The sequence below is a fragment of the Enterobacter quasiroggenkampii genome, from assembly GCF_043972695.1.
GTDB lineage: Bacteria > Pseudomonadota > Gammaproteobacteria > Enterobacterales > Enterobacteriaceae > Enterobacter > Enterobacter quasiroggenkampii.
Window position 1 is genome coordinate 3,994,861 of record NZ_CP143745.1, and the last position, 21,557, is coordinate 4,016,417.

Genomic DNA, 21,557 nt, shown 5'->3' on the forward strand with positions numbered 1-21,557 from the left:
GGGATGAAAGGAGTAACGGTTTTATATACCGTTTGGTGATTTAGAAGCAGAAAAGGGAATAAGGGGCAGGGAAAATTGCCGGGTGGCGCTAACGCTTACCCGGCCTACGTATGGAGAGCGGTTTTACAGCGCCAGCAGACGCTCAACGGACGGCGCGAAGTAGTAGCCGCCGGTCACCGGTTTGGTGAAGCGCAGCATGGCGTCGCGCTTGCCGTCGGTATCGCCGAACATGCTCAGCAGCTGCTGTTCAATATTATACAGGCGCGCGCAGTAGGCGCAGAAGTAGAGGCCGTGCGTGCCGCTTGCCGTGCCGTACGGCAGGCTCTGGCGGACAATCTTCAGTCCTTTACCGTCTTCCTTGAGGTCAACGCGGGTCAGGTGCGAGGTGACCGGACGGTCATCACCGTCGATCTCTTCGTTGGCCTCTTTCGTACGGCCAATCATCATCTCCTGGTCGTGCACGCTCATGCGGTTAAGCTGCTTGAGGTTATGCTCCCAGCGCTGCACGAACACGTAGCTGCCGCCCGCGTCCACGCCGTCTTTGATTACCGCGACTTCACGACGCGTCTCTTCCCCTGCCGGGTTTTCCGTTCCGTCGACGAAGCCGCTCAGATCGCGCTCTTCGACCCAGCGGAAACCGTGAACCTCTTCCTGCACCTCAATGCTGTCGCCAAAGGCCGCCACCGCCGCCTGGGCAACGGAGAAGTTCACGTCGTGACGCAGAGAAAGAATGTGGATCAGCACGTCGTACTGGGTCGCCGGAGCCAGGCCTTTGCCGTAAGGGATGAAGTCTTTCAGCTCTTCTGCCCCTTCACCGCCGCTCAGCTGACGCCAGACGTTATTGCCAAACGCAACAACGGCGCCGAGGTGGGCTTCCGGGAATTTGGCCTGGAAGGTCGCCAGTTTATCAATAAACGCTTTGCTGGCCGCACGCAGGGCATCCACGTCCCCTTTGACATTGGCTTCAATCCAAATCGCCGCGCGGCAATGTTCTGGCAAAATGCCACTCTGAACCTGAGACATCGCTCCTCCTGAAATAAAGATGCCACGTCAGCGTGGCATTGATGGCGGCTATTATACCCTGATTTCAGCGAGGCGGTTTGTTCAGACGCAAATTACTGCTTCCAGAGTATTTTGCTCACTTTCCAGCTCTTCAGCGTGTCGTCAGACGGCATCAACCCTTCCGGACCGCTCCAGGTGCCGGTAAAAACATAGCTGATGTGCTGGCTGCCTTCCGCCTTACACTCCACCGCCACTTCATCGTCGGACGGCGCGCTGGAGCAGTTGCCAAAGGCCTGCTTATAAAGATCGCTAAACGGGGTCCCGACCTTCACGCCGCTGGCGGTCGGAATATCTTCATCCATGACGGCAATTCGGTTTACCGTGCCTTTGTCACCGTTGATCACCAGTGCCAGCTTGTCGCCCTTCAGCGCTTCGTAATAGCGAACAATATTGCCATTCTCTGTTTTCATGCCGCTGCGCAGGCGGTAATCGCTGCTGAGCGCATCCTGAATAGCATTCTGATCCAGCGCCGTCGCGGCGGTAATTTTCCCCACGCCCTGCTCGGTCACTTCCGTTGATGAGCCAAACCAGTTCCACGGATACGCAGCGGACCAGTTAATGGAGGAGAGTGTCGAACAGCCGGTCAATGCCAGCGGGAGAGCGCATAAGAGTAAACGCAGCGATTTCATTGAAACGTCCTTACGTGTTAAATCAACGCTTGTTGGAGTGCGACATCGGCAAAAAGTGCCGGATTAATCATCCTGCGGCGCAAAACAGGCGCGAAGGCGCGGGTTGGTCAGCAGCCACAGCAGCGCCACAATATCGGCAACCACCAGCGCAACGCCGATGCCCGTCAGCGGTTCACCGTACCACCAGAGTACCGGCTGCCAGAAGAGCAGCGCAATCTGGGCAAGGATCAGCAGCCCGCGAAGCGCGCGCCACAAACGCGGGATCGCATGCCGTCGGCCGCTGCATAAGAAAGCCACCACCGCCGGTACGCCCGGCAGCAAGCCGAGCCAGAAGGCATCGTGATCGGGATAAAAGAGCGTCAGCAGCGTGTCGCCCTGCCCGCGCGACGCGGCGGCCATCACGAACAGCACCCAGGTCCGGGCCTGGAGCAGCAGAACGCACCAGAATAAAAAGGGCAGCCTGACGCGCCCCTGCGCGTCATAGTCTGCCGGATGGATCTCAGTACTCTTCATCTTCGATGAGACGCTTTCCTAAATTCAGCACGTCAGCGTGTACGTAGCCCAGGCGTTCATACATGCCCAGCACCACGTCGTTATCTTCCCGCACCATGATCTGGATTTTCGGACAGCCGCGGGCGATCAGCTTCTTCTCGAGCCGGTTGAGCAGCGCATTGGCGATGCCACGACCACGGTATTCCGGGTGCACGCCCAGATAATAGGCCGAGCCGCGATGGCCGTCGTAACCGCCCATGACCGTCCCCACGACCTCGCCATTGACTTCCGCGACCAGAAACAGACTGACGTCGTGATTCACCTTACGTTCGATATCCATTTCCGGATCGTTCCACGGACGCAGCAGATCGCAGCGCTCCCAAAGGGTGATCACCTCTTCGAAATCTTCCTGGCGAAAAACGCGTATCTCCATGGTATTAACCGCCTTTTCGGGTTTAAAAACAGTGATTATGGCGCGAACCACGCCTTTAGCCAATAACCGGGGAAAATCTCGCCAAAATTTGGCATAATGTCACTTTGTCACGTATTGAAATGAAAAGTAAAACAATTCTCACTATGGACTGTCGTAACGCTAAACGCGATACGATATAACACCAGGACCCCATTTTTTAGTATTCAGGCCGCATGAGCACATTCAAACCATTAAAAGCACTCACATCGCGTCGTCAGGTTCTCAAAGCGGGGCTGGCGGCCTTAACGTTAACGGGCATCGCAAAGCAGGCTCAGGCGAAAGACGAGAGCACGCTCAAAACCAGTAACGGACACAGCAAACCGAAAACGAAAAAGCCGGGCGCGAAGCGTCTGGTAATGCTCGACCCAGGCCACGGCGGTATTGATACCGGCGCCATCGGCAAAAACGGGTCGAAAGAAAAACATGTCGTGCTGGCGATTGCAAAAAATGTGCGGGCGATTTTACGCAGCAACGGCATTGACGCCCGCCTGACGCGCTCTGGCGACACCTTTATTCCGCTGTATGACCGCGTAGAGATCGCCCACCAGCACGGGGCGGATCTGTTTATGTCGATTCACGCCGACGGCTTTACCAACCCGTCAGCCGCCGGCGCCTCGGTGTTTGCGCTTTCCAACCGCGGCGCCAGTAGCGCCATGGCGAAATACCTCTCCGATCGCGAAAACCGGGCGGATGAAGTCGCCGGGAAGAAAGCCACGGACAAGGACCACCTGCTACAGCAGGTGCTGTTCGACCTCGTACAGACGGATACGATCAAAAACAGCCTGACGCTCGGCTCGCATATTCTGAAAAAGATTAAGCCAGTGCATCGACTGCACAGTAAAGGCACCGAGCAGGCGGCGTTCGTGGTGCTGAAATCACCATCCATCCCGTCCGTACTGGTGGAAACCTCGTTCATTACCAACCCGGAAGAGGAGCGACTCCTCGGCACCGCGGCATTTCGTCAGAAGATCGCCAACGCCATCGCTTCCGGCATTATCAGTTACTTCAACTGGTTCGATAACCAAAAAGCGCACTCCAGGAAACGTTGATGAAACCCAATGCTCAACTGGTCAAAACATTCCTGCTGCAGCTGCAGGATGAGATTTGCCAGAAACTGGCCGCCGCAGACGGCGGAGAATTTCAGGAAGATACCTGGCAGCGCGAGGCCGGTGGTGGCGGACGCAGCCGCGTGCTGCGTAACGGCGGCATCTTCGAACAGGCCGGGGTGAATTTTTCCCACGTTCATGGCGACGCCATGCCCGCGTCTGCGACGGCACATCGTCCTGAGCTTGCAGGCCGCAGCTTCGAAGCGATGGGCGTTTCGCTGGTGGTGCATCCGCACAACCCGTTTGTGCCGACCAGCCACGCCAACGTGCGCTTTTTCATTGCCGAAAAGCCGGGAGCCGATCCGGTCTGGTGGTTTGGCGGCGGTTTCGACATGACGCCCTACTACGGCTTCGAAGAGGATGCCGTGCACTGGCACACCACCGCGCGGGACCTTTGTCTGCCGTTTGGCGAAGACGTTTACCCGAAATATAAAAAGTGGTGCGACGACTACTTTTACCTGAAGCACCGCGACGAGCAACGCGGCATCGGCGGGCTGTTCTTTGACGACCTCAACACGCCTGATTTTGATACCGCGTTCAGCTTTATGCGCGCGGTAGGTGAAGGCTATACCGACGCCTATCTGCCCATCGTCGAACGCCGTAAAAACACCGACTACGGCGTGCGCGAACGTGAGTTCCAGCTCTACCGCCGCGGGCGCTACGTGGAGTTCAACCTGGTGTGGGATCGCGGGACGCTGTTCGGCCTGCAGACCGGCGGGCGCACGGAGTCGATTCTGATGTCGATGCCGCCGCTGGTGCGCTGGGAGTACTGCTACGAGCCAAAAGAAGGCAGCCCGGAGGCTGCCTTAAAAGAGTTTATTCAGGTGCGGGATTGGGTGTAACTCCCCTCACCCCGGCCCTCTCCCCATAGGGGAGAGGGTGAACGACGGCTCGGTGCAGTTCCCTCTCCCCTATGGGGAGAGGGTTAGGGTGAGGGGTTTACAGCGGCTGCGTCTGCGCCTCAACCACCGCCAGCGCCACCATATTCACGATACGGCGCACGGAGGCAATCGGCGTTAACACGTGCACCGGTTTTGCCACGCCCATCAGCACTGGTCCTACGGTTACCCCTTCAGAGCTGGAGACGCGCAGCAGGTTATAGCTGATACGCGCCGCTTCCACGTTCGGCATAATCAGGATATTTGCCGAACCCTTCAGCGGGCTGTCCGGCATACGTTCGTTACGGATACTCTCCACCAGCGCCGCATCGCCATGCATTTCCCCGTCAATCATCAGCTCCGGCGCGCGCTCGCGCACCAGCGCCAGCGTCTCACGCATTTTGCAGGCCGCCGCGGATTTAGACGAACCAAAGTTAGAGTGCGACAGCAGCGCCACCTTCGGTTCGATACCAAAGCGACGCACGGTCTCGGCGGCCATCACGGTGATCTCCGCCAGCTCGTCCGGGGTGGGATCGTCGTTAACGTAGGTATCGGCAATAAAGGTGTTGCCGCTTGGCAGCAGCAGGGCGTTCATCGCCCCGGCGGTGTGCACGCCGTCGCGATAGCCGAAGATCTCCTGCACCACGCTAAAGTGCTCGTGGTAATCGCCGATGGTGCCGCAGATCAGCGCATCCGCCTCGCCGCGATGGACCATGATCGCGCCGATCACCGTCGTGTTGCTGATGACGGCTTTCTGCGCCTGCTCCTGGGTGATCCCCCGACGTTTCATGATCGCGTAGTATTCGCTCCAGTACTCTTTGAAGCGCGGATCGGATTCGTTGTTAACGATCTCGAAGTCGACGCCCGGCTTAATCTGCAGGCCCAGCTTCTGGATACGCATTTCGATCACGCTCGGACGACCAATCAGAATCGGCTTCGCCAGGCCTAAGGTGATCAGCTCCTGAGTGGCGTGCAGCACGCGCGCCTCTTCCCCTTCCGCCAGCACCACGCGCTTCGCGTCGGCGCGCGCCTGAGAGAAGATCGGCTTCATGAACAGGTTCGTTTTATAGACAAACTCGGTGAGTTTATCGACGTAAGCGTCGAAATCCTCAATCGGACGCGTCGCCACGCCGGAATCCATCGCCGCTTTGGCCACCGCAGGGGCAATTTTGACAATCAGACGCGGGTCGAACGGTTTTGGAATGATGTAGTCAGGGCCAAAGCTCAGATCCTGATCGCCATAGGCTGAGGCAACCACTTCGCTCTGCTCGGCGTGGGCCAGCTCCGCGATGGCGTGCACGGCGGCCAGCTTCATCTCTTCGTTGATTGCCGTCGCGCCGACGTCCAGCGCTCCGCGGAAGATGAACGGGAAGCAGAGCACGTTGTTGACCTGGTTCGGGTAGTCGGAACGCCCGGTACAGATAATGGCGTCTTCACGCACCGCTTTCGCCAGCGGCGGCAGAATTTCCGGTTCCGGGTTGGCCAGGGCCAGGATCATCGGCGCGCGCGCCATCTTCTTCACCATCTCCTGGGTCAGCACCTTCGGACCCGAGCAGCCGAGGAAGATATCCGCGCCGTCGATCACGTCCTCAAGCGTGCGTTTACCGTCGTCTTCTACCGCATACGCCGCTTTGGTTTCCGCCATGTTCGGCTCGCGATCTTTGTAAATCACGCCCTTGGAGTCACAGACCACAATGTTGTGTTTCTGCATACCCAGCGCTACCAGCAGGTTCATACAGGCAATCGCCGCGGCGCCTGCGCCCGACACCACCATGCGCACGTCGGAGAGATTTTTCTCCACCACGCGCAGGCCGTTGAGAATGGCGGCGGTGCTGATAATGGCCGTACCGTGCTGGTCGTCATGGAACACGGGAATGTTCATACGCTCGCGCAGCTTCTGCTCGATATAGAAACATTCCGGCGCTTTAATGTCTTCCAGGTTGATCCCCCCGAAGGTCGGCTCCAGCGCGGCCACCACGTTGATGAATTTGTCAGGATCGAGCTCGTCCACCTCGATATCAAACACGTCGATACCGGCGAATTTCTTGAACAGCACCCCCTTGCCTTCCATCACCGGCTTACCGGCCAGCGCGCCGATGTTACCGAGACCCAGTACCGCCGTGCCGTTAGAGATCACGGCAACAAGGTTGCCACGCGCGGTATATTTGTAGGCCGCCAGCGGATCTTTTTCGATTTCCAGACACGGGGCCGCTACGCCCGGCGAATAGGCCAGCGCCAGATCGCGCTGGGTTGCCAGCGGTTTGGTTGGGGAGACCTGAATTTTGCCCGGGACAGGGAACTCGTGAAAATCGAGGGCACTCTGTTTCAACTGCTCATCCATCTTATTTATCCTTTCACGTATCGGTCAAAAGGGTGACGAAAGCGATCCGGTTGCACACCCTGGTGTGCCGCCTAGTATCGCCTCAGACTGCCTCCTAAACTTTGAAGGCTGCCAAACTCTCACCATCACACATTAAAAATTGTTATCAATTTATAACAGCCATGTTACCCGTCTCAAAAGCAATGCCTCCCCCGTCTGCTATGCTTTTTTGTTAAGTCCATCATGATTTTTCCAGAAGTGTGAACTAACGCACTCATCTAACTCTTTTATTTCCAAGGAGTAATCATTTATGAACCAGCTAGACGGCATCAAACAATTCACCACCGTGGTAGCCGACAGCGGCGATATCGAGTCGATTCGTCACTACCAGCCGGAGGATGCGACCACTAACCCTTCGCTACTGCTCAAGGCAGCCGGGCTCGCCCATTTTAGTCATCTGATTGATGACGCGATTGCCTACGGTAAGCAGCGCGGGAAAACGCAGGAGCAGCAGGTCGCCGAAGCCAGCGACAAGCTGGCGGTTAATTTTGGTGCGGAAATTCTTAAAAGCATTCCGGGGCGCGTCTCGACCGAAGTCGACGCCCGCCTCTCGTTCGATAAAGAAAAGAGCATTAATAAAGCGCGTCGTCTGGTGGAACTCTACCAGGAGCAGGGGATCGATAAATCACGCATTCTGATCAAGCTGGCGTCGACCTGGGAAGGCATCCGCGCCGCAGAGGTACTGGAAAAAGAGGGGATTCACTGCAACCTGACGCTGCTGTTCTCCTTTGCCCAGGCGCGCGCCTGTGCCGAAGCGGGCGTGTTTCTGGTGTCACCGTTTGTAGGCCGCATCTACGACTGGTACCAGGCGAAACAGCCGATGGATCCGTACGTGGTGGATGAGGACCCGGGGGTGAAATCGGTGCGCAATATTTACGACTACTACAAACAGCATCGCTACGAGACCATCGTGATGGGGGCCAGCTTCCGCCGTACCGAGCAGATCCTTGCCCTGGCAGGCTGCGACCGCCTGACCATCTCCCCTAACCTGCTCAAAGAACTACAGGACAAAGAAGAGACGGTGATCCGCAAGCTGGTGCCAACCTCTACCGTTCTGCCAAAACCGAAAGCCATGACCGAAGCGGAGTTCCGCTGGGAGCACAATCAGGACGCAATGGCCGTGGAAAAACTGGCGGAAGGTATCCGTCTGTTCGCCGTCGACCAGCGCAAACTTGAAGATCTTCTCGCTGCCAAACTTTAACCTTGCCACGGAGTGAACTATGTCCCGTAAAGAGCTCGCCAATGCCATCCGCGCCCTCAGCATGGATGCCGTGCAGAAAGCCAATTCCGGCCACCCCGGCGCACCGATGGGCATGGCCGATATTGCCGAAGTGCTGTGGAACGACTTCCTGAAGCACAACCCCAACGATCCCACCTGGTACGACCGTGACCGCTTTATTCTCTCCAACGGCCACGCCTCGATGCTGCTCTACAGCCTGCTGCACCTGTCCGGTTACGATCTGCCCCTTGAGGAGCTGAAAAATTTCCGCCAGCTGCACTCCAAAACCCCGGGACACCCGGAGATCGGCTATACGCCGGGCGTGGAGACCACCACCGGGCCGCTCGGTCAGGGGCTGGCAAATGCGGTCGGGCTGGCGATTGCCGAGCGTACCCTGGCGGCACAGTTCAACCAGCCGGATCACGAGATTGTCGATCACTACACCTACGTGTTTATGGGTGACGGCTGTCTGATGGAGGGGATCTCCCACGAGGTCTGCTCCCTGGCGGGCACCCTGGGGCTGGGCAAGCTGATCGGGTTCTACGATCACAACGGCATCTCCATCGACGGGGAAACCGAAGGCTGGTTCACTGACGACACGGCAAAACGCTTCGAGGCCTACCACTGGCACGTGGTGCATGAGATCGACGGCCACGATCCTGAGGCGGTGAAAAAAGCGATTCAGGAAGCGCAGAGCGTGAAGGACAAACCGTCCCTGATTATCTGCCGCACGGTTATAGGCTTCGGCTCACCAAACAAGGCGGGCAAAGAAGAGGCGCACGGCGCGGCGCTGGGTGACGAAGAAGTGGCGCTGACCCGCCAGAAGCTGGGCTGGAAATACCCGCCATTTGAAATCCCGAAAGAGATCTACAGAGCCTGGGATGCCCGTGAAGCGGGTGAAAAAGCCCAGCACGCCTGGAACGAGAAGTTTGCCGCATACAAAAAAGCGCACCCGGATCTGGCCGCCGAGTTTTCCCGCCGCATGAGCGGCGGTCTGCCGGAGGACTGGGATGATAAAACTCAGGCGCTGATTGAAAACCTGCAGTCCAACCCGGCAAAAATCGCCACCCGTAAGGCGTCGCAAAACACCCTGAATGCGATTGGCCCTCTTCTCCCTGAGCTGCTGGGCGGCTCGGCGGACCTGGCACCGAGTAACCTGACCATCTGGTCGGGCTCGAAATCGCTGAAAGAGGACATTGCCGGGAACTATATCCACTACGGCGTGCGCGAGTTCGGGATGACCGCGATCGCCAACGGCATCGCTCACCACGGCGGCTTCGTGCCCTACACCGCCACCTTCCTGATGTTCGTCGAGTACGCCCGTAACGCGGCGCGCATGGCAGCGCTGATGAAGGCGCGGCAGATTATGGTCTATACCCACGACTCTATCGGTCTGGGAGAAGACGGCCCCACCCACCAGGCGGTTGAACAGCTGGCGAGCCTGCGCCTGACGCCAAACTTCAGCACCTGGCGTCCCTGCGATCAGGTCGAAGCGGCGGTGGGCTGGAAGCTGGCGGTAGAACGCCATAACGGCCCGACGGCACTGATTCTGTCACGCCAGAACCTGGCGCAGATAGAGCGCACGCCGGAGCAGGTGAAAAACATCGCTCGCGGCGGCTATATCCTGAAAGACAGCGGCGGCAAGCCGGACGTGATCCTGATTGCGACCGGTTCAGAGGTGGAAATCACGGTGAAAGCGGCGGAGAAACTGACCGCCGAGGGCCACGCGGTGCGGGTCGTCTCCCTGCCTTCCACGGATATCTTTGACGCCCAGGACGAGGCGTACCGGGAATCGGTCCTGCCGTCCAGCGTCACGGCGCGCGTGGCGGTGGAGGCCGGTATTGCCGACTACTGGTACAAGTATGTCGGGCTCAAAGGAGCGATCGTGGGCATGCGGGGCTACGGTGAGTCCGCCCCTGCCGATAAGCTGTTCCCGTACTTCGGCTTCACGGTTGAGAACGTGGTGGAGAAGGCGCTGAGCGTGCTGTAGTGCGGCCTGCGTTGCCGGGTGGCGCTGTCGCTTACCCGGCCTACGGCTCGGTTTTTTGTAGGCCGGGTAAGGCGAAGCCACCACCCGGTACATTGCCACAGACCGCAAGATTCTTAGGCCGGGTAAGGCGAAGCCGCCACCCGGCACATTGCCACAGACCGCAAGATTCGTAGGCCGGGTAAGGCGAAGCCGCCACCCGGCACATTGCCACAGACCACATGATTCGTAGGCCGGGTAAGGCGAAGCCGCCACCCGGCACATTGCCACAGACCACATGATTCGTAGGCCGGGTAAGGCGAAACCACCACCCGGTACATTGTCACGGACCGCAAGATTCGTAGGCCGGGTAAGGCGAAGCCGCCACCCGGCTAAAAGCTACCGCGTGATCCACAGCGTGGGCCAGGCGTCTGGCCCGTTCCAGTTATCGCAGCTGGGTTCCTCAGCATAACGCACCAGGCGGAAACGCTGGCCGTCAAACCGCCAGCGCGTCTGGAACCCACAATCGCCCATACCGCGCCCCAGCGAGAGCGTGGTCAGCTCGCGCGTCTTCTCATCAAAGCTGGCGTTCATCAACTCTATTTCGCTGCTGTCGCTTGACGGCGTAAACGGCAGACGCAGCCTGACGCTGCGGGCAGAGAACGGTTTCTTACGTGACACCAGCCACGCCAGATCGACGGTGTTATAGGCCCCCGCCTCGCAGCTGACGATCAGCAGCGCCTTGTCATCGGTCAACGCGGTGACGCGCACTTCCCGGCGGTTAGGATCCAGCGAGCACTGGCTGCTGTTCATCCTGCCGGTGCCATAATCCAGCAGGTCGTTCAGTTCGGCATGGGAAAGCGGTGTTGGGGTAGGATTAACGGTCGCCACCTTTTTCAGGGCGGGTGCGGGCGGTACGCTTAACGGCGGATCGTCACCTTTTCTGATCCACGCGGTTTCACTGCCCACGCGCTTTTGCTGCGCATCAATGAACAGCAGCGCGGCTTTCAGACCGCTCAGAGAAATCACCTGCTTACCGCCGCGAAGGGTCAGGGCCTTCCCTTCCTGGATATTTTTCAGAAAGGCGGTGATGGTGGCCGCATCGTCCGTTTTCAGATGCCAGGGCGTGAGCTGCCAGCGCTGTTTGTCCAGCTTCAGGGGAATATTATCCAGCAGCAGCCGGGGGGCAATCTCAGGCTCTTTCACGGAAGGCGTATCAAGCCCGCCGAAATCGATACGCAGCGTGGCATCCGTTTTCGCCCCGGCGCTTCGGGTGAGCGTCATGACCAGACCACGGTGTTCGCCCGTGTTGCGGGCAAGGCAAAAGTTCTGGTTATTGCAGGTCACCTGCCAGTCAGAAAAGGCTTGCTGCGCGGGTGCAGCCCGCACCAGCGGCGCGAGGAGCACACAAAACAGGGAAAATAAAAAGACGCTGTAGCGCATGAATGGCACAATCCCGGAACGAAAACGCGTAACTGGGCAGTATCTTCGTGTTCCCGCCGGGGTTGCTCAATCGGATTTATCAGATATACCCGAAAAACAGGCTATATCCGTTCGAAAGGGGTATTCATCAGCCCGGTAGTCTGTAAATACTGCAGTAATATCACCGCCTTACCATCCCTGATTTCGCCTGAACGCACCATCTCCAGCGCCCGGGCAAAAGGAAGCTCCAGCACTTCGATATCTTCATCCTCTACGCCACCGCCCCGGTGAGTGCGCTGCGCGTCGCTGTATTCCGCGATGAAGAAATGGACGATTTCCGTCACGCCGCCCGGCGACATAAACAGCTCGAAGACCTTTTTGACCTCGCCCACTTCGAAGCCGGTCTCTTCGACGGCCTCTTTGCGGATGCAGACTTCTGGCTCATCGTCATCGAGCAGGCCCGCGCAGGTTTCAATCAGACGTCCGTCCGGGTTGCCATTGACCCACGTTGCCACCCTGAACTGGCGGATCAGCACCACGCTCTGCTTTTCACGATTATAGAGCAGGATAGTTGCCCCGTTGCCGCGGTCGTAGACCTCGCGCCTGTGGCGGATCACTTCACCGTTGTTACGCGTCAGATCGTAGGTGATGTTACGCAGGACAAAGTAGTTTTCAGAGAGAATTTTGTCTTTGATAACGTCTATTTTCAGGGTCATACGGGCTCCACGACACAATGAGTCGTCCTATACTACGCCGTGAATCCCGCTTTGTCGCCCGCCGGATTAATGATGCTGTGGCGCATTACCTCCCAGCCAGTCGAGTATCCCTTGCGCGGCATGACGTCCTTCCGCCATCGCGGTCACCACCAGATCCGCGCCGCGTACCGCATCGCCCCCGGCGAAGATCTGCGGGTTGGTCGTCTGGTAACGGTAGCGGCTCTCGACCGAGGCCACGATCCGTCCCCAGTCGTCCGTTTCAACCCCCTGCGCCTGCAGCCAGGGCATCGCGTGAGGATTAAAACCAAACGCCATGATGACCGCATCCGCGGCCATCACAAACTCGCTGCCCGCCACCGGAACGGGCCGACGCCGTCCCTGCGCATCCGGTTCACCGAGCACGGTTCGCAGCATCCGGATACCGTTGACCTTACCGTTCGGATCCAGCGTCAGCTCAACCGGCTGAACGTTAAACTCAAACGCGGCCCCCTCTTCTCTGGCGTTCTTCACCTCTTTCTTCGAGCCTGGCATGTTGGCCTCATCCCGACGATAGGCGCAGGTGACGTTTGCCGCCCCGTGGCGTAACGCAGTACGGACGCAGTCCATCGCGGTGTCGCCTCCGCCCAGCACCACCACGTTCAGGCCACGGGTGTCGATGAACGGTTCGCTGGCCGTCGCCTCCAGCCCCATAACATGCCGCGTGTTGCCCACCAGGAAAGGCAGCGCGTCGTAGACCCCTGGCGCGTCCTCGTTCGGGATACCCGCCTTCATCGAACGATAGGTTCCCACCCCAATAAACAGGGCGTCGTAATCGTGCTTTAGCTGTGACATCGACACGTCCTGGCCTACCTCGCAGTTCAGCTCGAAGCGGATCCCCATCGCGGTAAATATCTCTCTGCGCCGCGCGAGCAGCGATTTGTCGAGCTTAAATGCCGGGATGCCAAAGGTCAGCAAACCGCCGATCTCCGGATGCCGGTCATAGACCGTCACGCTCACGCCGTGGCGCGCCAGCACGTCGGCGCACGCCAGCCCGGCGGGCCCCGCGCCGACAATCGCGACACGTTTACCTGACGGCGTGACGGAGGACATATCCGGCCGCCAGCCCATCGCCAGCGCCCGATCGGCGATATAACGCTCAATGTTGCCGATGGTCACGCCGCCCGCCGCTTCACGCAGCGTGCAGGCCCCCTCGCATAGCCGGTCCTGCGGACAGACGCGGCCGGTAATTTCAGGTAAACAGTTGGTCTGATGAGAAAGCTCAGCCGCGCCGGTGATATCCCCCGCGTTGAGGCGCTCAATCCACTGCGGAATGTGGTTGTGCAGCGGGCAGGTCCATTCGCAAATGCTGTGCTCGCCGCACTTCAGGCAGCGCGACGCCTCGCGGGCGGCCTGTTCGGCCCGGAACGGCAGGTAAATTTCGCTAAAATGGCTCACGCGTTCGGCGGCAGCCAGCTTATCGGGCTCGCCGCGGGGCGCCGTCGCCTGCATCTGCTGCAGTTTGGTACGCGGCGCGTCCACGCTGACGGCCTCCGCATCATGCCAGGGTTGCGCCTCCAGGCAGGCCGTGCGCTGTCGGCGCGATTTCGCCAGATTATCCAGCACGGCAGGCGTCGCCAGGGAGAGGACATCTGCGGGGCAATTTTCGATACAGGCCGGGCCGTGTGGACGCGTCAGGCAGAGATCGCATTTATTCGCCGAGGCCTTCACGCTGCCCTTGTCGAGCGGGGTGACGATAATCTCCATCGTGCCAAACGGGCAGGCCACCACGCAGGCCTTACAGCCGATGCATTTTTGTTGATTCACCTGTACGCTGTCATCGCATTTGCTGATAGCGCCGTTCGGGCAGCTTTGCGCGCAGGGTGCATTTTCGCAATGATGGCAGGTCACCGGGCGGCTCTTCTCGCCGGATCTCAGGACCGTGATACGGGGATGAAAATGGCGTTCACTCAGGACATGCTGCTCATCGTTGTGCGCCATCACGCAGGCCACTTCGCAGGCGCGACACCCAATGCACTGCTGGCTGTTAGCCATAATAAAACGATTCATAACCACACCTGTTTTTGGTTCAATAACCTTTCTCTTTATAAGAGTATGGTATTTACGCATCACGGTGCGATCGGGCAATGTTCAAATGCCCGGAACGCCCAATTATTTCCAGTGAACCTGTGGCAGATCAATTTTATTCAGAGAGCCGTTCTGTGACCGTTAAACGACCCGTTTCCGGAAGCCTTGCCTGGGCTTTCTTTTCGATCATTGCCCTATCCGTGCTCAGCAGCACCGTCGCGCTGCTGACGCTGGCCAGCAGCCAGCGCGATGCCGAAGCCATTAATATCGCCGGTTCGCTGCGCATGCAGAGCTATCGTCTGGGCTACGAGATGCAGCGCAACAGCCCTTCCCTTGCGGCACATCGCGAGAGCTGGCAACAGACGCTCGGCGCGCCTGCCCTGCAGAAGCTGAACCGCTGGTACGTCCCGGACAATGTGAAAGCACGCTATCAGCAGCTGCATGTGGCCTGGCAGGAGATGGATGCGCGCATCGCCCGCGGCGACAGCGCGTGGTATCAACGCAATATTGAAGATTTTGTCGGCCGCATTGATGCCTTTGTGCTCGCCCTCCAGCACTACACCGAACATAAAATTCAGACGGTCACCCTGCTCTCGCTGGCTGGCGCACTCGGGATCCTGCTGCTGACGCTGTTTACCCTGCGACGCATCCGTCGTCAGGTGGTGCTGCCGCTGAATAACCTGGTGGCGGCCAGCGAACGCATTGAGCGCGGCGAATTTGCCACTCCTGCGCCGGATAGCGCCCTGCCGAACGAGCTGGGCCAGCTTTCACGCGCCTTTAACCACATGTCAGCCGAGCTCGATACGCTCTACCGTTCGCTCGAAGCCTCGGTTGCGGAAAAGACGCGGCACCTGCACGAAGCCCACCAGCAGCTCGACATGCTGTTCAAGTGCTCGCAGGCGCTCAATACCGGCCAGATAGACAGCCACTGTTTCCGGCATATCCTGCAGATTGTCCATGACTATACGCAGATGAATTATCTGGAACTGCGCACCAGCGACGACTGGCGGCTGTGTGAAGGGACGGAGGTTGAGGGTATCCCTCTGCAAAACCTGCCGGTACTGATGCAGGACACGCTCTACGGCGAGCTGCGCTGGCAAAGCGAGGCGGACAGCGTCCCCCTTCCGCTGATGAGAAGCGTGGCGACCATGCTCGGGCGCGGACTGTACTTTAACCAGGCGCAAAAGCATTACCAGCAGCTGCTGCTGATGGAAGAGCGCGCCACCATTGCCCGCGAGCTGCACGATTCGCTGGCGCAGGTGCTGTCGTATCTGCGCATTCAGCTTGCGCTGCTCAAACGCGCCGTGCCGGAAGAAAATACCCAAGCGCAGGCCATTATCACCGACTTCTCCCGCGAGCTGAACAATGCCTGGCAGCAGCTTCGCGAGCTGCTGACCACCTTCCGCCTGACGCTGAACCATGCGAATTTACCCGCGGCGCTGCAGGAGTCACTCGACGGGCTGCAGAGCCAGACGCAGGCGAAACTGCATCTTGACTGCCGCCTCTCCTCGCTGGCGCTCGACGCGCAAAAGCAGGTGCATTTGCTGCAGATCGTGCGTGAGGCGGTGTTGAACGCCATTAAGCACGCGCAGGCAAGCGAAATCACCGTCAGCTGCGTGACCGCAGTGGACGGTACGCACAGCGTCAGCATTCGCGACAACGGCATCGGGATTGGCGAAGCCAGCGAGCCGCCGGGACATTACGGGCTGAACATTATGCGCGAACGCGCGCAACGGCTTGGAGGCATGCTGCACTTCTCGCAACCGCAAAACGGCGGCACGCTGGTCAGCGTGACGTTCCCGGCGCCCACGCCGTTTACGGGTAAATAACGGTAAAGAGGGAAGCGCAGGGAAAAGCGCATGATAATTTACACTATCTCCTTTATTTCTCCACGTTTGACCTGGGCCTTACCGCTAAAGTTATGCGGGCAATAAACAATAATGACGTGCAGCAAAACGAGGTCACACTTTCATGGCGAATTTTTTCATCGATCGCCCCATTTTTGCCTGGGTGCTTGCCATCCTGTTGTGTCTGACAGGCGTCCTGGCGATTACTTCACTTCCCGTTGAGCAATACCCCGACCTGGCACCGCCGAACGTGCGCGTCACCGCAAACTATCCCGGCGCGTCGGCACAAACGCTGGAAAATACCGTGACGCAGGTTATCGAGCAGAACATGACGGGTCTGGATAACCTGATGTACATGTCCTCGCAAAGCAGCGCCACGGGACAGGCGACGGTCACCCTGAGCTTTAAGGCGGGCACCGACCCGGACGAAGCGGTGCAGCAGGTCCAAAACCAGCTGCAGTCGGCCATGCGCAAGCTGCCCCAGGCGGTGCAAAACCAGGGCGTGACCGTGCGTAAAACTGGCGATACCAACATATTGACCATCGCGTTTGTCTCGACAGATGGCTCGATGGATAAACAGGACATCGCGGACTACGTCGCCAGTAATATTCAGGATCCCATCAGCCGGATCAACGGCGTCGGGGATATCGACGCCTACGGCTCACAATATTCCATGCGTATCTGGCTCGATCCCAACAAGCTGAACAGCTACCAGATGACGGCAACCGACGTGACGGATGCCATTAAAGCCCAGAACGCCCAGATTGCCGTAGGGCAACTGGGGGGAACGCCTTCCGTTGATAAGCAAGCCCTGAACGCCACCATTAATTCGCAATCCCTGCTGCAGACGCCGGACCAGTTCCGCAATATCACCCTGCGCGTGAATCAGGACGGGTCGGAAGTGCGTCTCGGCGATGTCGCCACGGTGGAGATGGGGGCGGAGAAATACGACTACCTGAGCCGCTTTAACGGCAATCAGGCCTCCGGTCTGGGGATTAAACTGGCCTCCGGCGCGAACGAAATGGCGACGGCAAAACTGGTGTTAGACCGTCTGGACGAACTGTCGCAGTATTTCCCGCACGGGCTGGAGTACAAAGTCGCCTATGAAACCACCTCCTTCGTAAAAGCCTCCATTGAGGACGTGGTGAAGACTCTGCTCGAAGCCATCGCGCTGGTGTTCCTGGTCATGTACCTGTTCCTGCAAAACTTCCGCGCGACGCTGATCCCCACCATTGCCGTCCCGGTGGTGCTGCTGGGGACCTTTGCGGTGCTCTACGCCTTCGGGTACAGCATTAATACCCTGACGATGTTTGCGATGGTGCTGGCAATCGGCCTTCTGGTGGATGATGCCATCGTGGTGGTTGAAAACGTCGAGCGCATCATGAGCGAAGAAGGGCTCTCTCCGCGCCAGGCGACGCGCAAGTCTATGGGGCAAATTCAGGGGGCGCTGGTCGGGATTGCGATGGTGCTGTCGGCCGTCTTTATCCCGATGGCCTTCTTTGGCGGCACCACCGGGGCGATTTACCGCCAGTTCTCGATCACCATCGTCTCGGCGATGGTGCTCTCCGTGCTGGTCGCGCTGATCCTCACCCCCGCGCTGTGCGCCACCATTCTGAAACCGCTGCACAAAGGAGAGCATCACGGGCAGAAAGGGTTCTTCGGCTGGTTTAACCGCATGTTCAACCGCAACGCCGCGCGGTATGAATCTGCCGTCGGTCGCGTATTGCACCGCAGCCTGCGCTGGATGATGATTTACGTTGTGCTACTGGGCGGCATGGTCTGGCTGTTCCTGCACCTGCCCACCTCGTTCCTGCCGATGGAAGACCGGGGGATGTTCACCACCTCGGTGCAGCTTCCGAGCGGCGCAACGCAGCAGCAGACGCTGAAAGTGGTGCAGAAAGTGGAACAGTACTTCTTCACCAAAGAGAAAGATAACGTTGTGTCGGTCTTCTCCACCGTCGGCTCCGGCCCGGGTGGAAACGGGCAGAACGTCGCCCGCATGTTTGTCCGCCTGAAGGACTGGGACGAGCGCGATACCCGGACGGGCACCTCGTTTGCCATCATTGAACGTGCGACAAAAGCCTTTGCGCACATCAAAGAGGCGCGCGTCTTTGCCAGCAGTCCGCCGGCGATAAGCGGGCTGGGCAGTTCCGCCGGATTCGATATGGAGCTGCAGGATCACGCCGGTGCGGGCCATACGGCGCTGATGGCGGCACGCGATAAGCTGTTAGCGCTGGCAGGCAACGATCCTGGCCTGACCCGCGTTCGCCATAACGGCCTCGACGACAGCCCGCAGCTTCAGGTGGATATCGACCAGCGTAAGGCGCAGGCGCTGGGCGTCTCGATCAACGATATCAACGACACCCTGCAAACGGCGTGGGGGTCGAGCTATGTGAATGACTTTATGGATCGCGGCCGCGTGAAAAAAGTGTATGTCCAGTCCGCCGCGCCGTTCCGCATGCTGCCGGATGATATTAACCGCTGGTTTGTCAGAAATAATGCTGGCGGCATGGTGCCGTTCTCCGCCTTTGCCAGTTCGCACTGGGAGAGCGGATCGCCACGCCTGGAACGCTATAACGGCTATTCTGCGGTTGAAATCGTCGGAGAAGCCGCGCCGGGCGTCAGCACCGGTACCGCCATGGACACCATGGAAAAACTGGTGCAACAGCTGCCCGCCGGTTTTGGTCTCGAGTGGACGGCCATGTCTTACCAGGAGCGTCTCTCAGGGGCGCAGGCCCCGGCCCTTTACGCGCTCTCGCTGCTGGTGGTCTTCCTCTGCCTTGCCGCATTGTATGAGAGCTGGTCGGTCCCGTTCTCGGTCATGCTGGTCGTGCCCCTTGGGGTTATCGGTGCGCTGCTCGCGACCTGGATGCGCGGCCTGGAGAACGATGTTTACTTCCAGGTGGGCCTGCTCACCGTCATTGGGCTATCGGCGAAAAACGCCATTCTGATCGTTGAGTTTGCCAACGAGATGAATGCCAAAGGCCACGAACTGATGGCCGCCACGCTGCACGCCTGCCGTCAGCGCCTGCGTCCGATCCTGATGACATCGCTGGCGTTTATTTTTGGTGTACTGCCGATGGCGACCAGCACCGGCGCAGGCTCCAGCAGCCAGCATGCCGTCGGCACGGGGGTGATGGGCGGCATGATTTCGGCCACCATCCTGGCCATTTACTTCGTTCCGCTGTTCTTTGTGCTGGTGCGTCGCCGCTTCCCGCTAAAGGAACGTCCTGAGTAAGTGGTTGAAATAAAAAAAGGCGGCTTTATCGGCCGCCTTTTTACTGTGTGATTAATTCACACTATGGTTATTTTACTTATTTTAGTGCTCTTGCAATTCTTACTGAATGTCATTTACGAAGCATGCCTTCGATAAAATCTTTCCAGTTCCCCAGTTCACGTTCAATCATAACAACCTCTCTTATTATTATGCGCATTCTACAAAAACGTACCATCATTGTGAAGACTATTTAACCAATTGCTGTGATTGTACCCCACGTCCTGCGGGGATTTATGATAAATATGAACGGAGAGCCCTCAATTTTTTGTGACGGCCAGCAATATTTTGAAATAACCCTACGAACGGGTGAGTTTTATTTTATTGGCTGAGTTTATTGGTTTTTTAAAGTTTATGGACATCTATGCTTAAATGATGAAAGAATATTCAGCGTACAGTTGTGAGTCGAATTAAGCAGGCGCATTAATCCAGACAATTCCTGAATGTGTTATATTCCACTTAAGGATATATCTTCGAATTTACTGAACATTTAATTATCAGAACATCAAAAGGATTCACCATGGTTGTGATGTACGGCATTAAAAATTGCGACACCATCAAAAAAGCCCGCCGCTGGCTGGACGCTAACAGCGTGGAGTACCGCTTCCACGATTACCGTGCCGATGGACTTGATGCAGAATTTCTGCATAGCGCTATTCGCGAACTGGGCTGGGAAGCCCTGCTGAACACCCGCGGTACCACCTGGCGTAAACTGGACGACTCTCTGCGCGCCAGCATCAAAGATGCCGACAGCGCGGCAAAACTGATGCTCGAGATGCCGGCAATTATCAAACGCCCATTGCTCTGCGCGCCAGGGCAGCCTATGCTGCTGGGTTTCAGTGAAACCCTTTATTCCGACTTTTTTCGTTGAGGTGTAGTTTATGTCATGCCCGGTCATTGAGCTGACTCAGCAGCTTATTCGCCGTCCTTCCCTTAGCCCGGACGACGCAGGTTGTCAGGCTCTTATGATTGAACGCCTGCGTGCCATCGGTTTTACCGTTGAACGCATGGATTTTGGCGATACCCAGAACTTCTGGGCGTGGCGCGGACAGGGCGAAACGCTGGCCTTCGCCGGGCATACTGACGTCGTTCCCGCCGGTGACGCGGATCGCTGGATTAACCCGCCGTTTGAGCCGACCATTCGGGATGGCATGCTGTTTGGTCGCGGCGCGGCAGACATGAAAGGCTCTCTGGCGGCGATGGTCGTGGCGGCAGAGCGCTTTGTGGCGCAGCATCCGAACCACAAAAACCGTCTCGCGTTTTTGATCACCTCCGACGAAGAAGCCAGCGCGCACAACGGTACCGTGAAGGTCGTTGAAGCGCTGATGGCACGCAACGAGCGTCTCGACTACTGTCTGGTTGGTGAGCCGTCCAGCACCGAAGTGGTGGGTGACGTCGTCAAAAACGGACGCCGTGGCTCGCTGACCTGTAACCTGACCATTCACGGCGTTCAGGGCCACGTCGCTTATCCGCATCTCGCCGATAACCCGGTTCACCGCGCCGCGCCAATGCTGAGCGAGCTGGTGGCGATTGAGTGGGATAAGGGCAACGAGTTCTTCCCGCCGACCAGCATGCAGATAGCAAACGTCAAGGCCGGGACCGGCAGCAATAACGTGATCCCGGGGGATTACTTCGTCCAGTTCAACTTCCGCTTCAGCACGGAACTGACCGATGAGATGATCAAGGCGCGCGTTATCGCCCTGCTGGAAAAATATCAACTGCGCTACACCGTGGAGTGGTGGCTTTCCGGCCAGCCGTTCCTGACGCAGCGTGGCAAACTGGTGGATGCGGTGGTGAACGCCATCGAGCACTATAATGAAATTAAGCCACAGCTGCTGACAACGGGTGGTACCTCAGACGGACGCTTTATCGCCCGTATGGGTGCTCAGGTTGTCGAACTGGGGCCAGTGAACGCAACCATTCATAAAATAAATGAGTGTGTCAATGCGGCAGATTTACAACTGCTGGCCCGTATGTATCAACGTATTATGGAGCAAATCGTCGCCTGACGAACGCTCTGAGAGGAATAG

The 21,557-nt window shown here is 58.2% G+C and carries 17 protein-coding genes; 8 read left to right on the forward strand and 9 right to left on the reverse strand.

Annotated features, from left to right (window positions below; all coding sequences use genetic code 11):
- Positions 1-123: 123 nt before the first annotated feature.
- The 4 genes from V1572_RS19055 to V1572_RS19070 all read right to left on the reverse strand — a co-directional run bounded on the left by V1572_RS19055 (position 124) and on the right by V1572_RS19070 (position 2,616).
- The gene (locus V1572_RS19055; RefSeq protein WP_048226164.1) at positions 124-1,023 is read right to left on the reverse strand and encodes a Dyp-type peroxidase; all 900 of its coding nucleotides are present in this window, start codon (positions 1,021-1,023) and stop codon (positions 124-126) included.
- Between the two features lie 92 nt (positions 1,024-1,115).
- Positions 1,116-1,691 (reverse strand): RpoE-regulated lipoprotein, encoded by a 576-nt coding sequence (locus V1572_RS19060; RefSeq protein ID WP_126534718.1) that lies wholly within the window; start codon positions 1,689-1,691, stop codon positions 1,116-1,118.
- A 63-nt stretch (positions 1,692-1,754) separates the two neighbouring features.
- The gene (locus tag V1572_RS19065) at positions 1,755-2,204 is read right to left on the reverse strand and encodes a DUF2919 domain-containing protein (protein ID WP_048226167.1); all 450 of its coding nucleotides are present in this window, start codon (positions 2,202-2,204) and stop codon (positions 1,755-1,757) included.
- On the reverse strand, positions 2,191-2,616 hold the full coding sequence (locus V1572_RS19070; protein WP_008501614.1) for a GNAT family acetyltransferase: 426 nt from the start codon (positions 2,614-2,616) through the stop codon (positions 2,191-2,193). Before V1572_RS19070 ends, V1572_RS19065 begins: the two co-directional genes overlap by 14 nt.
- Positions 2,617-2,828: 212 nt before the next feature.
- Here V1572_RS19070 and amiA point away from each other — a divergent pair, with 212 nt between their 5' ends.
- Both amiA and hemF read left to right on the forward strand, forming a co-directional pair.
- Entirely contained in the window at positions 2,829-3,704 is an 876-nt protein-coding gene (amiA, locus tag V1572_RS19075; protein WP_045325904.1) for an N-acetylmuramoyl-L-alanine amidase AmiA, read from the forward strand.
- Positions 3,704-4,603: an oxygen-dependent coproporphyrinogen oxidase gene (gene hemF, locus V1572_RS19080; protein ID WP_045909456.1), complete on the forward strand. Its 900-nt coding sequence runs from the start codon at positions 3,704-3,706 to the stop codon at positions 4,601-4,603. Before amiA ends, hemF begins: the two co-directional genes overlap by 1 nt.
- Before the next feature lie 97 nt (positions 4,604-4,700).
- On the opposite strand, the gene maeB is transcribed toward hemF, so the two are convergent.
- Complete coding sequence (maeB, locus tag V1572_RS19085) at positions 4,701-6,980, reverse strand: NADP-dependent oxaloacetate-decarboxylating malate dehydrogenase (protein WP_045406103.1); 2,280 nt, start codon at positions 6,978-6,980, stop codon at positions 4,701-4,703.
- A gap of 289 nt (positions 6,981-7,269) precedes the next feature.
- Here maeB and tal point away from each other — a divergent pair, with 289 nt between their 5' ends.
- Both tal and tkt read left to right on the forward strand, forming a co-directional pair.
- Positions 7,270-8,220 carry a transaldolase gene (gene tal / locus V1572_RS19090; protein WP_045909457.1) on the forward strand — a complete coding sequence of 317 codons (951 nt, stop codon included), beginning with the start codon at positions 7,270-7,272 and terminating at the stop codon, positions 8,218-8,220.
- Between the two features lie 19 nt (positions 8,221-8,239).
- Complete coding sequence (gene tkt / locus V1572_RS19095; RefSeq protein ID WP_048029620.1) at positions 8,240-10,228, forward strand: transketolase; 1,989 nt, start codon at positions 8,240-8,242, stop codon at positions 10,226-10,228.
- A 375-nt stretch (positions 10,229-10,603) separates the two neighbouring features.
- Here tkt and V1572_RS19100 read toward each other — a convergent pair whose 3' ends face one another.
- The 3 genes from V1572_RS19100 to aegA form a co-directional block, all read right to left on the reverse strand.
- Positions 10,604-11,647 carry a DUF1176 domain-containing protein gene (locus tag V1572_RS19100; protein ID WP_111968147.1) on the reverse strand — a complete coding sequence of 348 codons (1,044 nt, stop codon included), beginning with the start codon at positions 11,645-11,647 and terminating at the stop codon, positions 10,604-10,606.
- Positions 11,648-11,748: 101 nt separating this feature from the next.
- On the reverse strand, positions 11,749-12,342 hold the full coding sequence (gene nudK / locus V1572_RS19105) for a GDP-mannose pyrophosphatase NudK (protein WP_048029618.1): 594 nt from the start codon (positions 12,340-12,342) through the stop codon (positions 11,749-11,751).
- Positions 12,343-12,408: 66 nt separating this feature from the next.
- Complete coding sequence (gene aegA, locus V1572_RS19110; protein ID WP_395299487.1) at positions 12,409-14,388, reverse strand: formate-dependent uric acid utilization protein AegA; 1,980 nt, start codon at positions 14,386-14,388, stop codon at positions 12,409-12,411.
- Between the two features lie 152 nt (positions 14,389-14,540).
- On the opposite strand from aegA, the gene narQ reads away from it, so the two are divergent.
- On the forward strand, positions 14,541-16,235 hold the full coding sequence (gene narQ / locus V1572_RS19115) for a nitrate/nitrite two-component system sensor histidine kinase NarQ (protein WP_395299488.1): 1,695 nt from the start codon (positions 14,541-14,543) through the stop codon (positions 16,233-16,235).
- A 142-nt stretch (positions 16,236-16,377) separates the two neighbouring features.
- On the forward strand, positions 16,378-19,491 hold the full coding sequence (acrD, locus tag V1572_RS19120) for a multidrug efflux RND transporter permease AcrD (RefSeq protein ID WP_008501624.1): 3,114 nt from the start codon (positions 16,378-16,380) through the stop codon (positions 19,489-19,491).
- Positions 19,492-19,600: 109 nt separating this feature from the next.
- On the opposite strand, the gene ypfM is transcribed toward acrD, so the two are convergent.
- Positions 19,601-19,660 carry a protein YpfM gene (ypfM, locus tag V1572_RS19125; RefSeq protein ID WP_015572204.1) on the reverse strand — a complete coding sequence of 20 codons (60 nt, stop codon included), beginning with the start codon at positions 19,658-19,660 and terminating at the stop codon, positions 19,601-19,603.
- A 387-nt stretch (positions 19,661-20,047) separates the two neighbouring features.
- On the opposite strand from ypfM, the gene V1572_RS19130 reads away from it, so the two are divergent.
- A complete protein-coding gene (locus V1572_RS19130) occupies positions 20,048-20,398 on the forward strand; it encodes an ArsC family reductase (protein ID WP_023294259.1) in 351 nt (116 codons plus the stop codon).
- Positions 20,399-20,408: 10 nt separating this feature from the next.
- Positions 20,409-21,536, forward strand: coding sequence for a succinyl-diaminopimelate desuccinylase (dapE, locus tag V1572_RS19135; protein ID WP_023294260.1), 1,128 nt, complete (start codon positions 20,409-20,411; stop codon positions 21,534-21,536).
- The last annotated feature ends 21 nt before the right edge of the window (positions 21,537-21,557 follow it).

Coding starts and splice junctions, on each gene's coding strand:
- V1572_RS19055 (WP_048226164.1), bottom strand. CDS start 1,023: ATGTCTCAGGTTCAGAGTGGCATTTTGCCAGAACATTGCCGCGCGGCG.
- V1572_RS19060 (WP_126534718.1), bottom strand. CDS start 1,691: ATGAAATCGCTGCGTTTACTCTTATGCGCTCTCCCGCTGGCATTGACC.
- V1572_RS19065 (WP_048226167.1), bottom strand. CDS start 2,204: ATGAAGAGTACTGAGATCCATCCGGCAGACTATGACGCGCAGGGGCGC.
- V1572_RS19070 (WP_008501614.1), bottom strand. CDS start 2,616: ATGGAGATACGCGTTTTTCGCCAGGAAGATTTCGAAGAGGTGATCACC.
- amiA (WP_045325904.1), top strand. CDS start 2,829: ATGAGCACATTCAAACCATTAAAAGCACTCACATCGCGTCGTCAGGTT.
- hemF (WP_045909456.1), top strand. CDS start 3,704: ATGAAACCCAATGCTCAACTGGTCAAAACATTCCTGCTGCAGCTGCAG.
- maeB (WP_045406103.1), bottom strand. CDS start 6,980: ATGGATGAGCAGTTGAAACAGAGTGCCCTCGATTTTCACGAGTTCCCT.
- tal (WP_045909457.1), top strand. CDS start 7,270: ATGAACCAGCTAGACGGCATCAAACAATTCACCACCGTGGTAGCCGAC.
- tkt (WP_048029620.1), top strand. CDS start 8,240: ATGTCCCGTAAAGAGCTCGCCAATGCCATCCGCGCCCTCAGCATGGAT.
- V1572_RS19100 (WP_111968147.1), bottom strand. CDS start 11,647: ATGCGCTACAGCGTCTTTTTATTTTCCCTGTTTTGTGTGCTCCTCGCG.
- nudK (WP_048029618.1), bottom strand. CDS start 12,342: ATGACCCTGAAAATAGACGTTATCAAAGACAAAATTCTCTCTGAAAAC.
- aegA (WP_395299487.1), bottom strand. CDS start 14,388: ATGAATCGTTTTATTATGGCTAACAGCCAGCAGTGCATTGGGTGTCGC.
- acrD (WP_008501624.1), top strand. CDS start 16,378: ATGGCGAATTTTTTCATCGATCGCCCCATTTTTGCCTGGGTGCTTGCC.
- V1572_RS19130 (WP_023294259.1), top strand. CDS start 20,048: ATGGTTGTGATGTACGGCATTAAAAATTGCGACACCATCAAAAAAGCC.
- dapE (WP_023294260.1), top strand. CDS start 20,409: ATGTCATGCCCGGTCATTGAGCTGACTCAGCAGCTTATTCGCCGTCCT.